This is a genomic window from Bacteroides sp. DH3716P (genome assembly GCF_025914115.1).
Taxonomy (GTDB): Bacteria; Bacteroidota; Bacteroidia; order Bacteroidales; family Bacteroidaceae; genus Bacteroides; species Bacteroides ovatus.
Window position 1 is genome coordinate 732,265 of sequence record NZ_CP083673.1, and the last position, 15,063, is coordinate 747,327.

At 44.8% G+C, this 15,063-nt stretch carries 6 protein-coding genes and 1 pseudogene; all 7 read left to right on the forward strand.

Annotation, left to right across the window (positions count from 1 at the left end; all coding sequences use genetic code 11):
* The first annotated feature begins 207 nt into the window (after positions 1–207).
* Positions 208–1,416: a glycoside hydrolase family 88 protein gene (locus tag KQP79_RS02480; protein ID WP_004308642.1), complete on the forward strand. Its 1,209-nt coding sequence runs from the start codon at positions 208–210 to the stop codon at positions 1,414–1,416.
* Between the two features lie 195 nt (positions 1,417–1,611).
* Positions 1,612–5,413, forward strand: a pseudogene (locus KQP79_RS02485) (two-component regulator propeller domain-containing protein).
* A gap of 948 nt (positions 5,414–6,361) precedes the next feature.
* The gene (locus tag KQP79_RS02490; RefSeq protein ID WP_004308645.1) at positions 6,362–8,965 is read left to right on the forward strand and encodes a DUF4962 domain-containing protein; all 2,604 of its coding nucleotides are present in this window, start codon (positions 6,362–6,364) and stop codon (positions 8,963–8,965) included.
* A gap of 26 nt (positions 8,966–8,991) precedes the next feature.
* On the forward strand, positions 8,992–9,729 hold the full coding sequence (locus tag KQP79_RS02495) for a DUF3575 domain-containing protein (RefSeq protein ID WP_004308646.1): 738 nt from the start codon (positions 8,992–8,994) through the stop codon (positions 9,727–9,729).
* 37 nt (positions 9,730–9,766) lie between these two features.
* Positions 9,767–10,780, forward strand: coding sequence for a DUF6562 domain-containing protein (locus KQP79_RS02500; RefSeq protein ID WP_008641870.1), 1,014 nt, complete (start codon positions 9,767–9,769; stop codon positions 10,778–10,780).
* Positions 10,781–10,828: 48 nt separating this feature from the next.
* Positions 10,829–12,382, forward strand: a complete 1,554-nt coding sequence (locus KQP79_RS02505; RefSeq protein ID WP_004308648.1) for a hypothetical protein — start codon at positions 10,829–10,831, stop codon at positions 12,380–12,382.
* 129 nt (positions 12,383–12,511) lie between these two features.
* Positions 12,512–15,058 carry a DUF4962 domain-containing protein gene (locus KQP79_RS02510; protein WP_264386615.1) on the forward strand — a complete coding sequence of 849 codons (2,547 nt, stop codon included), beginning with the start codon at positions 12,512–12,514 and terminating at the stop codon, positions 15,056–15,058.
* The last annotated feature ends 5 nt before the right edge of the window (positions 15,059–15,063 follow it).

Here is a 15,063-nt window from a genome sequence, read left to right on the forward strand (position 1 = left end):
GTTGTTTGGTTATGCCTGACAACAGCTTATTTGGTAAAATCCGTGCCTGTTTTTCTATAAAAGATAAAAACAAAGCACTTTTGGACAAAATCAAAGTCCGTAGAAATAGAAACAAAAATGAAAAAATAGATTTGCAAAGGGTTTGTCTGCGACTTGCTCTAACTTTGTTGCCAGTAATAGAATACAGTAACAAAATAAAGTGGAACAATGAAAAACAAACTTTTACTGGCGGTAGGGAGTATGGCGCTCCTGACTGCTTGCGATGCTTCAAAAGGAAATGAGATGGCATGGTTTGATCATGCAGTGAAAACATCGGGACATCAGTTGCTCTATATGGCAGAACAATTGAAGAATGAACCGGATACCGCCTGTTTTCCCCGTTCTATTAAAGAAGGAAAGTACAGACTGGAGCACCCCACAGATTGGACGAGTGGTTTCTATCCCGGTTCCATGTGGCTGGCATACGAGTTGACCGGTGATGAGGCTCTCGCAAAAGAGGCGCGTAAATATACGGACCGTCTGCAGGATATGCAATATTATACGGGTAATCACGATTTGGGTTTTATGATGTTTTGCAGTTATGGGCAGGGCATCCGTTTGAAACCGGAGCCAACGGACAGTTTGATTCTGATTCATTCTTCAGAAAGCTTGTGCTCCCGTTTTCGTCCGGAAGTCGGACTGATTCGTTCGTGGGATTTCGGCGATTGGAGTTATCCGGTGATTATTGATAATATGATGAACCTTGAAATGCTGTTCTGGGCTTCGGAGCAAACCAATAATCCGAAATATCGTGAAATAGCCATCTCTCATGCCGACAAAACGTTGAAGAATCACTTTCGGGAGGACATGACCTCCTACCATGTGGTGAGCTATCTGGCAGATAGCGGTGAGGTAGAGTCGAAAGGAACCTTTCAGGGATATGCCGATTCTTCTGCTTGGGCGCGTGGACAGGCTTGGGGAGTGTATGGTTATACCATGTGTTATCGCTTCACTAAGCAACAGAGCTATCTGGATGCCGCTCATAAAATAGCGCGGTTCATTATCGATCACCGTCCGTCCGAAAATGACTATGTACCTTATTGGGATTATGATGCTCCTAATATTCCGAATGAACCGCGGGATGCTTCTGCGGCTGCCGTAACAGCTTCTGCATTACTGGAGTTGAGTGGTTATGGCGACAAGAAACAAGGGGAAGAATATTTCCGTTATGCGGAGCATATCCTGAAACAGTTATCCTCTGATGATTATTTGGCCCAGGAAGGAGGAAATCATGGCTTCATCCTGTTACATTCGGTTGGCAGTTTCCCGCATGACAGTGAAATTGATACTCCGCTCAATTATGCTGATTATTATTATCTGGAAGCCTTGAAACGTTATAAAGATCTGAAAGAAAAATCAGAAAATCCGTCTTACTAACTTGAAGAGAAACCGTAAAAAATTTAAAGTTCAGGGCAACCGCATCTAAAATATGAATTTATAACTGTCGGACTTTGGCGCAGTTGTCCTGTTTTGAGCCGATGCCGGTCCTTTATATGAGTTAAAAAACGGGATTCATTTATCAGATTGAATTGAAAATACTTATCTTTACGATAAATTCTTCAATATTAGCTCATGAAAGACCGACATTTGCTATTTAGATACCTATTCGGATTAACCGTTTGCATTTTATTTTTTCCTTTGGCTGTATCGGCCGCCGACAGCTTCATCCATTTTAAGCGATTATCCGTAGATGACGGGCTGTCGCAAAATACTGTGCTCGCTCTGACACAAGATCATAATAATAAGATTTGGGTAGGCACCATAGACGGACTGAACTGGTATGAAGGTTCCCGCTTCGTTTCGTATTATAAAGCGCCGGATGAATGACGGTTTCCTGTTGGGAACTTCGGAAGGTGTCTATTTCTATTATGTACGCAACGAAAACGTGACCCGGCTTCTTCTCCAGTTGAAAGGAGAAACCATCTCCGATATGCTCTATGACGACAAAACCGGCAACTGTTGGCTGGCTTCATTGACAAACGGGGTGTATTGTGTGGATAACAACTTTCAAATAAAACATCATTATAACAAGCAAAATACTCCTGCTTATTTCCTTACGAACTCGGTCAGGACATTGTCCGGAGATGATAAAGGAAGGGTTTGGATAGGAACCATGGAAGGTTTGCTTATCCTTGAACCGGAGACGGGAACTTTCCGTATCTGTCGTTTTTCTCCTGAAGATCCGACTACCTTGGGCCATAATTCCATCCGTTCTATCTTGAAAGATAATCAAGGGGGAATGTGGATCGGTACATTTTACGGCGGGCTTAATTATTATCATCCTCTCGCTCCGGCATTCGGACGCTTGCAACATTCCGCCTGGAGGAATTCGTTAAGTGATAACACAGTGAGTTGTATTGCCGAAGACCCGGATAATGGCAATCTCTGGATTGGCACGAACGACGGCGGATTAAATTATTATAACCGGAAAACCGGAGTCTTTTCATATTACCGGACGGGTACTTCCGCCAATGCTTTAAAGTCGGACAATATAAAATGTATATGGACGGACAAGGATGGAAGTGTCTATATCGGCACTCATGGAGGGGGAATGAGTCGTCTGCATCACCGGAGTGGCAGGATAGAAACATATTCCTTTCCCCATTCTACTTCCCTGACTAACAGTTGTTACTCCTTATTGGACGGAACGGATGGAACGCTTTGGGTAGGCGGCATGAGCGGGCTTTACCTTTTCGACAAACAGACCGGCGAACTGTCACAGCATCCATTAGCTAAAAAGCATAAAAAGTTGGAGAATGTATTGATATATACCTTGTTTCGCGATTCAAAAGGAAGAATCTGGATTGGTACGGAAGAGAGCCTGTTTTTGTATGCCGGCGGGAAACTGGAAGAACTGCATCTTTCTTCTTCGGCTTATCTGCATGGGTTGATACAGGCTTTCTGTGTACAGGAGGATAGCCGTCATGAAATCTGGATCGGTTCTTCCACAGGATTATATTGCTATAAGGAAGGAGCACCGACTGCCTGGAAACACTATACGATGAAAGACGGTTTGCCAAATGACTTTATTTATAATATACTGGAAGATGAACGGGGGCGTTTATGGTTGACAACTAACAAGGGACTGGCTTGCTTTAATACGGAGGAGGGTACTTTCCTCAACTATACGAAGCAGGACGGATTGCCTCACGATCAGTTTAACTATTTCGGAGCTTGCAAAGCGCACGATGGTACATTCTTCCTGGGGTCTCTTGGGGGCGTTGCCTATTTCAAGCCATACGAATTGGGTGATAATCCATATTCCCCGGATGCGGTAGTGACAGGAGCCGTTGTCTTAAATCAGGTGATTACGGATATGAAAAGTGAACGGGTACGTTATTATCAGGACGAGCAAGGGCGGATGCTGGGTATGTCGTTCCCTTCCGATCAGAAACTTTTTAATATCCGGTTTGCCGTTATCAACTATTTGGCTGGCAAGCGGAACCAGTTCGTTTACAAATTGGAAGGCTTTGAAACCGAGTGGAACTACTCCCGCCATGTTTCCTTTGCACGGGCAAGTTATTCCAATCTCCCGCCCGGTGAGTATGTATTCAAGGTGAAGGCATGTAACAACAATGGAAAGTGGAGTGAGGCGACCACTGAATTTTTTGTGCATATCATTCCGATGTGGTATCAGACCTGGTGGGCAAAGACACTTTTCATCTTCTTTTCTGTAGGGCTTCTCGTCTTTGTGATCTATTTTTTTATTGCTCGTGCCAAAATGAAGATGCAAGTCCGGATCGAACAGATAGAACGAAACAAGATAGAAGAAATCAGTCAGGAGAAAGTACGTTTTTACATGAATATGTCTCATGAGTTGCGTACTCCGTTGAGTCTGATACTGGCTCCGTTGGAGGAACTCTTGGGGCAGAGCAATCTGAAAGGAACTCCGGTACAGCAGAAACTGGATTACGTTTATAAGAACGGTCGTAAGTTGTTGCACATTGTCAACCAGTTGCTGGATTTCCGTAAAGCCGAAGCAGGTGTAATGCCCATTCATGTTGCGCAGGTGAATGTAGAAGGACTGTTGCAAGATGCTTTTGCCCTGTTTAAAGAAAATGCGCAGAAGCGTGCTATCAGCTTTCATATAAAATCCGATCTGGAAGGACGGTTGTTTCCGGCGGACCGGACGTATGTAGAGACTATCTTGATGAACCTGTTGTCTAACGCCTTTAAGTTTACACCGGACGGCGGAAGTATTTTGCTTTCCTTATGGACAGAGGGAGATACCTATGGTTTCACGGTAAGAGATAGCGGAATCGGTATGTCTCCGGAACAGCTAACCCGTATTTTCGAACGTTTCTATCAGGTAGACGGTCAGCGAAAGGGGACGGGTATCGGGCTGTCATTGGTGAAGATGCTTGTGGAAAAGCATCACGGCACTATTACGGTAGCAAGCGAACCAGCTCAATATACCGAATTTAAAGTCACGCTACCTGCTGATATGGCTGCCTTCACGGAGAAAGAACGTGAATTGCCGACACATGAAGTCGAAACATCTGCTTCTCTCCGGGAGCTTCCGGTGGCTGATGAATATTTCTCTGGTGATGCGTCGGCTATAGTTGCAGAAGAACTATCGGACGGTGATCAGATAGAAGCCGGCAGTGAGGAAGAGCGTCCTACTATCTTGTTGGTAGATGACAATAAAGAGATGGTGGATTACCTGAAAGATAATTTCCGGCAGAACTATGTGACGCTGACCGCCGGAAACGGCGAAGAAGCATTGGCTATTATGAAAGAGCACCGTGTGGACATTGTCCTTTCCGACGTGATGATGCCGGGTATTGCCGGTATCAAACTTTGCCAGCTTATTAAACGAAATCTGCAAACCTGCCATATTCCCGTCCTGCTGTTGTCTGCCAAAGGAAGTGTCGATGCACAGACGGAGGGTATTCAGGCTGGAGCGGATGATTACATTGCCAAACCGTTCTCGATTCATTTATTGAAAGGAAAAATAGCTAATCAACTGAAAGCACGCCAGCGGTTGAAACACTATTATTCGAATACGATTGATATAGATACTGCTAAAATGACTTCGAATAATCTGGATGAGGAATTCATGAGCAAAGCTATTCAGGTAGTAGAAGAAAATATCAGTAATGAAGACTTCACCTCTGATGAGTTGGCAAGTCAGCTTTGTATGAGCCGTTCGTCACTGTATCTCAAGATGAATTCCATATCCGGTGAACCGCCTGCCAACTTTATCCGGCGCATCCGTTTTAATAAGGCGTGTAAATTGTTGCTTGAAGGGCGCTACTCCATTTCGGAGATTAGCGGAATGGTAGGCTTCGGATCTTCTTCTTACTTCTCTACCAGTTTCAAGAAGTATGTCGGTTGTCTGCCATCGGAGTATGTGAAGCAGCATACAAAGTAATTGTTTTGCGGTTATGCATTTGTTCACCACAGAGGACGCGGAGGACACAGAGGTGAAGTGCAGAAATGAATGAGAGTTTTTTGTCTACTATAAAGTTGAAAAACATAAAAACATCTGCCACCTGCAACCAAACGCGTGTAATGCACTAATTGACAAATAGTTGGAACGTGGCAGATACTGTGGCAGATAGGTTGCAGATAAAGTATCTGCAACGCGTTATATAATCAAAGAAAAAGCCTTGATTCCTTTATGCAAAGCTATGGGATAATTGGGGTGACTCTATGGATAATTTGTGGTGTCTCTACGGGGAAACGACAGTATCCTTACGTAGAAACTGTAGTGTCCCGCCTTAGAAACTCTCGTTTCCTACCGTGGAAACTGTAATTTCTAATGCCGGAAACGACAGTTCCCCGCCTGGAAACGGGAAGTTAATGCATACAATAAACTTTTGCCCTCCTGGAGAATTGGCTTATGCAAGGCTTATACTGTGTTGCAGATACTTTGATCTGCAACCTATCTGCAACAGTATCTGCAACGATACAACTGTTTGTCAACTAGTGTATTACACGCGTTTGGTTGCAGGTGACAGATGTTTTTATGTTTTTTCAACTTTATAGAGGAAGGATTACGCATCAAAATTAGGGTCACCACCGTAAGTCATAAACCAAATTCACCTCTGTGTCCTCCGCGTCCTCTGTGGTGAAAACCTAAACAAGAACTAATAACTTTCATCTTTCTATCAATTCCAGTCATTCCGTTTTGGGGGCTATATTACCCTTTTACCCTCTTTGTAGCCTCCTGTAACGCTTGTTTTGGACGAATTTTAAGTTGAAATGAACGAAAACAAAGTCCTGTTAGACAGTATCAGAGAAGGAAGAAATGAATTGAAAGTTCCGTTTCGGACGGTTTATCTACATTTGCCTACAGAAAAACCAATCATTTGATATCATGAAAAAAGTATTATTGATTTCATTCGTAATCTTGTCTGTGGCTGCACAGATGACACATGCGCAAAAACAAGCAGTTATTAAGCTGACGGAGAAGACATTGATGCATGAAATGCGTGCCACTCCTTATCCTCTTGATAAAGCGGTGGTAAATGACCGTGCGGTTTCTTTCCAATGGCCGCTCCGTTCGGACATGAACTCGCAGGACAGTCCGTTGGATGGGTTCGAACACAAAGTAAAGAAGGTAGATAAAACGAAGATTACCTATCGGTTACGTTATTCGCAGGATGCCGGATTGAAGTCCGGAGTTGTTCAGGTGGAAACTCGTTGGCCGTTCTATAATCCGGAACAACCGCTTGCGCCGGGGGTATGGTACTGGCAGTTCGGTTATGTAGAAAACGGACAAGTGACCTGGGGAAGCACACAGCAAGTCACCGTAGAAAATCGTCCGGGTAAATTCTGTCCGCCTTCATTGAAAACAGTGTTGGCAAAACTACCTGCCGACCATCCGCGTGTGTGGATCATGAAGAACGAATGGAAGGACTTTATAAATCACAGCAAACAAAAGGCAGAAAGACAATGGTATCTTGAGCGTGCAGATCAGGTACTTCAGACTCCAATGAAATCAGTGAAAGATATTAATGTCTCGCAGGTGAAGAATCTGAAGAACGAGATGCAGATAAATTCATACCTCACTCGTGAAAGCCGTCGCATCATCGATGCGGAAGAAGGCAACACCGAAGCATTGATACGGGCCTGGTTGCTGACACAGGATACTAAATATGCTGACGAAGCCATCAAACGGGTATTTATCATGGCCGACTGGGATAAAGATAAGAATGTAAAAGGAGATTTTAATGCTTCTAGCTTATTGTCTCTCTGCTCTATGGCTTATGATTCTTTCTACGACCGGTTGAATACATCACAAAAGAAAGCATTGCTGGAAGCCATCAAAAATAAAGGTGGTGAAATGTATGAGAACTTTAATAACCGGATGGAAAATCACATCGCCGACAATCATGTGTGGCAGATGACACTTCGCATCCTTACAATGGCGGCATTCAGTGTATATGGCGATCTGCCCGAAGCCAACACATGGGTGGATTACTGTTATAACGTCTGGTTGGCACGTTTCCCCGGATTGAACAAAGACGGTGGCTGGCACAATGGCGATTCTTACTTTACGGTCAATACCCGTACATTAGTGGAAGTACCTTACTATTATAGCAAACTGACCGGTTACGACTTCTTTTCCGATCCTTGGTATCAGGGAAATATCATGTATACCATCTTCCAGCAACCTCCTTTTTCCAAATCCGGAGGAAACGGAAGTTCACATCAGAATGTGGCACGTCCCAACAGCATCCGTATAGGCTATTTGGATGCGCTGGCACGCCTTACCGGAAACACGTATGCCGCTGATTTCGTACGCCGCACATTGAAAGTGGAACCGGATTATATGAAGAAAGCCTTATTGAGTAAGCCCGGTGATCTGGCCTGGTTCCGCCTGCAATGTGATAAACCTCTGCCGGAAGGTGAAGGATTGACAGCACTCCCTGCAGGATACGTCTTCCCCGCAACAGGACTTGTCTCTTTCCAGACGAACTGGGATAGAGTAGGTGGAAATGCGATGTGGAGTTTCCGGTCAAGCCCTTATGGTTCTACCTCTCATGCACTTGCCAATCAGAATGCTTTCAATACCTTCTATGGTGGAAAACCATTATTTTACAGTAGCGGACACCACATTGAGTTTACCGACGTACATAGTATGTTGTGCCATCGTGCCACACGTGCTCACAATACGATTTTGGTGAACGGTATGGGACAACGTATCGGTACGGAAGGATATGGATGGATTCCCCGTTATTATGCCAGCGAGAAGATTGGTTATGTGCTGGGTGATGCTTCCAATGCTTACGGAAAAGTGATTTCACCGCTTTGGCTGACACGCGGCGAACAGTCGGAGGTGCATTATACGCCCGAAAATGGCTGGGATGAGAACCATGTGAAAACGTTCCGCCGTCACATTGTCAATTTGGGAAAGACTGGACTCATCTTTATCTATGACGAACTCGTGGCAGACGAACCTGTAAACTGGAGTTATTTGCTGCATACCACAGAAAATCCCATGACAGTGGATCAATCGAATCATCGCTTCGTGCATATTCAAGCCACGAACCGCGGAGGAGCATCAGACGCTTATCTTTTCTCCACTGGAACATTGCAGACAGATACGACGAGCCGTTTTTTCTATCCGGCAGTCAACTGGCTACGTGCTGATGACAAAGGGGTGTTCAAGAAGTATCCTAATCACTGGCATTTCACCGCTACATCGGAAAAGGCACAAGTATATCGTTTTGCCACTGTCATCAATACACATGCACTGAAATATCCTGCCAAAGATCCCGAAATCTTATCCGACGGACGTATCAAAGTGGGCGGATGGCTGATCAGTGTTAACCTGAAATCCGACGGTGCTCCTTCATTCTTTATCCGCAGCACTCAAGAGAAGGTGAATATCACTTATAAAGGTGAAGCTACTGTCATCAATGAGGATGGGTACGAAACGGTAATGAGGGATACAGTGCCCGAACTGGAAATCTGATCAATGAACATGAAAGATACGAATATATGAGACACTCTACTTTTAATATGAGAACTATATGTCTGTTGGCTGCATTATCGGGCATAACCGTCTTGTCGGCACAGACTCCCGGTAAACCCCGTGTACAGACTTCGGCAGCTCCGGAGGAAACTACGGTCTACAAGCCCGGCGGGAAAAAGCAGGAAACAGCAGTTGCGACTTCTTCAAAAAAGGAGGAGGATAAACGCCAATCCGGCAAAGAGAATGCAGGAAAGAAAGCGGCTGCCTTTGATGGTCAACGCTATCTGGCACTGAAAACGAATGTAATATATGATGCTTGTGCTTTGCTGAACCTTGCCGTGGAAATGCAGGTGCATAAAAAGATCACGGTAGAGTTGCCGTTGACTTGCAGTTTGTGGGACTTGGGGGATAAGCACGGCGTGCGTACGGTAGCATTGCAACCTGAAGCCCGCTGGTGGATAGGAAATGAAACAGGACGGGGACACTTTGTCGGACTGCACGCCCACGTGGCATGGTTTAACGTGAAGTGGAACGATGACCGTTATCAAGATACGGATCGTCCGCTGTTGGGAGCCGGAATAAGCTATGGTTACAAACTCCCTCTTTCCAGACACTGGGGAGCGGAATTTAATCTGGGAGTGGGATATGCCAACATGAAGTATAACACCTATTATAATGTAGACAACGGCGCACAGCTGGATACGCGTGTCCGTCATTACTGGGGGATAACCCGTGTGGGAGCATCGTTGGTCTACCGCTTCTAACCTTAGATAGGGACATACATATAAATAAGATAACAATATGAGAAGAAATTTATATATACTGGCACAGTGCACTTTCTTGTTGTTCATCACCCTGCTGGTGAATGGATGCAGCCTGCACGAAGAACCGGAAATGACTCCCGAAGGAGAACTGGGAGTGGACCCGACAGCTGTAACACTCAACCTTAATCTGGCAATGAATCTAAGTTTGGCAGAAAGAGCACCGGTGACCATCACCCGTGCGTCGGAAACCAACTATCTGCGTCGTTTCATCGTAGAAGCCTATCTGGATAGACAGGTGGCGGCACGGCAAACGGTATATGAAGAGGATTTTAACCGTGCCAGTCTGTCTGTTAGTATGAAGCTGCACGCCCGTAATTACCGCATCCTGGTGTGGGCCGATTATGTGAATGCGGAGACACCGGAACAGGGACTTATCTACGATGCCAAGAATCTGGCTTTTATCCTTCCTGCCGGAAAGTATATAGGGAATAGCCGATATAAAGATGTTTTTGCTGCTTCTGCTGTGGCAGACCTGACTTCTTTCCGCAATCATTGGGGAGCTGAAACAAGTCTTGACGTTGAACTGTATCGCCCCGTAGCACGCTATGAACTGGTGGCTAAAGATGTAGCGACGTTTCTCAATAAACTGTCCACAGGCGGACTGAAAGGTGAAAGTTTTACCGCTCGTGTGAAGTACAGTGATTATTTGCCTACCGGCTACAATTTGTGGGATGATGTACCCAAGAACTCGCTCATGTACATGGAATATAAAGTGGCCTTTGAACGCCCTGCCGATGGTACGAAAGAACTGATACTGGGATTCGACTATGTGTTGACCGATGCCGGAGAAACCGTTTCCATTCCTGTAGAGCTCGAAATCTTGAATGAGAAGAATGAAGTGCTGGCACGTACTGCTGCTTTCCGTATTCCTTGTGAACGGGGCAAAAACACAACGGTACGCGGAAACTTCCTGACTTCCGATGCCAATGGAGGAATAGGGATCGATCCCGATTATGACGGTGATCTGGAGGTAGACCTTGGAGAATTATAAAATAGACAAATCAATTAAGAATTGCTTAACCATAAAACAATTAAGATCATGAAAAAGAACTTATTTTATTCGCTAATGGCTTTGTTCGTAGTGCTTTTTGCATCCTGTGGACAAGAAGAAATCGTTTCGGACAACGGAACAGAAATCAATGCTCCTGTTACTATCTCTGTACAGGCTCCTGTAAATAACGTCTTTAGCCGTGCGGTTACCATTCCTGACGGTTATACGATGCAATGTATCATGCAATTACTGAATGCTGATGGCAATAAGATAGGCGATCAGGTAACTAAACCGGTTACAGACGGTAAGGTATCTTTCACTATTTCTGTAGATGAACAAAAAGAAGTGTCGAAAGCATTGTTTTGGGCTGAATACGTACCGGAAAGCGGTGCCGCTAATAAAGTATATAACACTGCTGATTTGAGAGTAGTAGGATATAATACTGCGTCATTCGATCTGACAAATGATGCGTTGATGGCAGCCAGCGACGCTTTCTGCGGAAAATTGGAAACGATTGGTAATGCCAGTGTGACATTGAAACGCCCGTTTGCTAATGTGAGCGTAAAACCGAAGAATCCGGAAGTAGCTGCGGCAGCTAATAAACTGGAAATAAAATATAACGCTTTGAGCGGATATGATATTTTAGAGGGTAAATGTTCTGCTACGACTCCTGTGACTTATACAAATGCAGGTTTTGCTTCTGCGGATGGCAATTGGTTCGCTAATTTCTTTTTTGCTCCTTCAAATGTAAGTAAATTTACAGAAGAAATAACCATGGCATTGAGTGGCGGATATAGTAAAGAGATTAAAATACCGGCAAATACATTACCTTTGGACGCTAATATGCAGATTATGGCTAAATTTGAAATCGGAGATGGAAACTTTGACATTGAAGTAGGAGTGGATCCGGATTATGAAGCGTTGGAAATGAAGGTTGGTAGTTATATCAATGCAGAAGGTAAAGTGGTACGTGATGCAGCGGATGCTGTCGGTATTGTTTTCAAGATGGAGGCTATTGGTAGTGATGTGCCGGCTAATTATCCTGTAGCACTTCAAGGTAAGACAATTGCCGGATATGCGGTAGCGATTGAGAATGTAGCGACTGGTCGTCAGGTTCTTAATAATGCCGCAATGAGCTCTTTAGTTACAACAGATGCAACTGTAACTAATGGAACACAGGCTACAGATGCTTTACTTACAGGTATTGGAGAAGTTGCATTTATGACAACTTATAATAGCTGGGTGAATGAACATCCGCTTGATGGTGAAAGTTTGAGTTCATGGTATATTCCTACAGTGGATCAATTAGGTGAATTCATGGGAATGTTATTTAAAATAGGAGAGGTAGAGCCCACTGGTGGACAAGCTTTCAGAGAAATGCCGGAATTTGCATTTGAAAATGGTGTAATGTTTGACCGGGATCCTATTGAGTCCGTATATTATGCCTCTTGTACGGTTAATGGAAGTAAAGATATTTCCGGTGTAATCATTAATGTGGATAAAACAACTAAGCAGGTGCTGGATGCAAAAGCAAGTAGTCTGAAAGTTACTGGTAGTTCGCAGAAAGCTCTTTGCCGCCCAATGATTACAATCTTTAAATAGTCACTGAATAATCGACCTTACTCAATAGAAGTTCAAGGAAAGTGGGATCCCCCGTCCCGCTTTACCTTCTTCTTACATTGAAACTTTTGAAAATAGCCCTCTAATCTTATACCTAGAAAAGAAAATAATATGCACACCACATTTCGCCTATCGGTTTTTCTTTTGTTCATGGTACAGTTGTTCTGTAGCTGTACATCTGACTCGCTGCCCGAACCGGACAGTACGCAGCCAGAGATGCCTGCCGGAATTCCCGATGCCTATCAGGATAAGATACGGACGCAACCTTATCCCAAAGCAGATAATGAATTGTATCTGAATCCTGCTCCTCTTATTGTTCCTCAAGCCATGAAGACGGGCGAAAGACTGCAATTTTCCCTTTCACGTACTGAAGATTTCAGCAGTTCCGAAACGCTACTTTCCGAACCGCAGGAATGGTGTATGTATAATCTTCATCGTCGTTTGGAGGTCGGCACATGGTATTGGCGCTTTCGTTCCACCAATCTTAATGGAACTACGCCCGGTGAATGGAGTGCTATCTATCGTTTCGAATTAAAGAATGATACACCGGAATTTGTAACACCTCCTTTTCAGACATTCTTAGCAAATGCTCCCCGTCTGCATCCTCGTATTTACTGTTTTTTAGACGACCGTATCGGAGAGGCTCGTAACCGTGTCACTTCACACCCTGAATATGCAGAACTACAAAGTCGTGCTTCACAGGCATTGAAAGCCGAATACACCGGAATGACTGATTTATATAGCCGTGCAGAAGAGCTCCGGCAACATGCCACTTATCTTTATCAGGCCTATCATTTAACCCAAAAAGAAATTTATGCCGAAAAGTTACGTCAGCTTCTCGAAGCGTTGATTGTCGCTCCCCCTGCTGATGGACAACTTTTTGCATCCAACTTTACTGCCAGCAACATCGCATGGTGTCTTGTTGCAGCCTACGATCTGCTTTATAATAACTTGTCTGCTTCCGATCGTACTGCTGCCGAAGAACTGATGATGCGTGTGGCACGTTACTATTACAAGGTAAATTGCGGTTTTCAGGAAAACCATCTCTTTGATAATCATTTTTGGCAGCAGAATATGCGCATCCTCTTTCAAGTGGCTTTGTCGCTTTACGACAAACCGGCCTATTCTTCCGAAGTGCTGCCCATGATGGAGTATTATTATGAATTGTGGACAGCCCGTGCTCCTGCCTCCGGCTTCAATCGCGACGGTATATGGCACAATGGTACTGGCTATTTCAGTGCCAATATCTTGACTTTGGCGTATATGCCGTCTCTTCTTTCATTTATCAGTCGGTACGATTATCTATCGCATCCGTGGTATCAGAATGTCGGACGCTCGCTGGTTTATACTTGTCCGCCAGGATCGAAAAGCAATGGCTTTGGTGACAATAGTGAAAAGGGTAGCGAACCCAACCGTTTGGTTGCTGCCTTTGCTGATTATCTGGCGTGTGAAACGGGTGATTCCTATGCCGGATGGTATGCCGGAGAATGTTGGGAGCTGTTGCGCCGGGATTATGAATTGCGTCTTTACCGGATGTGCACCGAGCAGGATTACAATACAACTTTTCCTGCCAGGGCTGATAAAATGGTATGGTATAAAGACGCTGGTGAAGTAGCCATGCACAGTGCTCCGGAAGATACGGGAAAGGATCTTGCACTCTCGTTCCGTTCCAGTACATTCGNGTCCGGCAGTCACACTACTGCCAGTCAGAATGCTTTTAACCTGTTGTATAAAGGTGTCGATGTGTATCGCAGTACGGGTTATTATCAGAATTTCAGCGATGCTCATAATCTGATGTCCTATCGCCATACGAGGGCGCATAATTCACTGTTGGTAAACGGCATCGGGCAACCTTATTCTACCGAAGGTTATGGCAGTGTGACGCGTGCTATGGGCGGACAGCATATCAGTTACTGTTTGGGAGATGTTTCACATGCTTACAGAGGTATCAGCAATGACCCGATGTGGGTTGGCTACTTCAAGCAGGCAGGTATTGAGCAGACGCCTGAAAATGGATTCGGTGCCACTCCGTTGACTAAATACCGCCGACATGTGTTGATGCTTCATCCTCATACGGTGATTGTGTATGATGAACTGGAAGCATCGGAGGCTGTCCGCTGGGAGTGGCTGTTGCATAGTCCTACGGAATTTAAGATGGATGCGACAAAGAAAACGTTGTCTACAAATAATAAAATCAAAGGATGGATGGCTGTGACACAACTTTTTGGAGGACATGTTTTTACGCTGTCCCAAACGGACCGTTTCGTAGTGCCGCCCGCCATCACCGGAGCGGAGTATCCTAACCAGTGGCACTTGACTGCACGGGTTGACGGTTGTTCTGCCACCCGTTTCCTGGCTATTATCCAGGTAGGAGATGAGGCTGTCCCTATTATCAACCGTGACGGTGATACCTTTAACGTAGGCGACTGGACGATCAAAGCGGTTTTGGATGCTTCCAAAGCACCCGAACTTGCAGTGAGTCATCGCACCGAACAGGCGGTATTTAGTTATGGAACAGACAATCCTGCGTTGAATGGCAATTTTTACTCTCGACAATATACGGGTTCCTCGTTGCTTTACGATGAGATAGACGGGGCTTATCGGGTGGTTGAAATGACCGACCGGAGTCCTATATCTACCCGGGTAGTAAATCAATGATAAAC

What these genes read in the sequence shown, in the direction of transcription:
- KQP79_RS02480 (WP_004308642.1), top strand. Translation starts at nt 208, where the DNA reads ATGAAAAACAAACTTTTACTGGCGGTAGGGAGTATGGCGCTCCTGACT.
- KQP79_RS02490 (WP_004308645.1), top strand. Translation starts at nt 6,362, where the DNA reads ATGAAAAAAGTATTATTGATTTCATTCGTAATCTTGTCTGTGGCTGCA.
- KQP79_RS02495 (WP_004308646.1), top strand. Translation starts at nt 8,992, where the DNA reads ATGAGACACTCTACTTTTAATATGAGAACTATATGTCTGTTGGCTGCA.
- KQP79_RS02500 (WP_008641870.1), top strand. Translation starts at nt 9,767, where the DNA reads ATGAGAAGAAATTTATATATACTGGCACAGTGCACTTTCTTGTTGTTC.
- KQP79_RS02505 (WP_004308648.1), top strand. Translation starts at nt 10,829, where the DNA reads ATGAAAAAGAACTTATTTTATTCGCTAATGGCTTTGTTCGTAGTGCTT.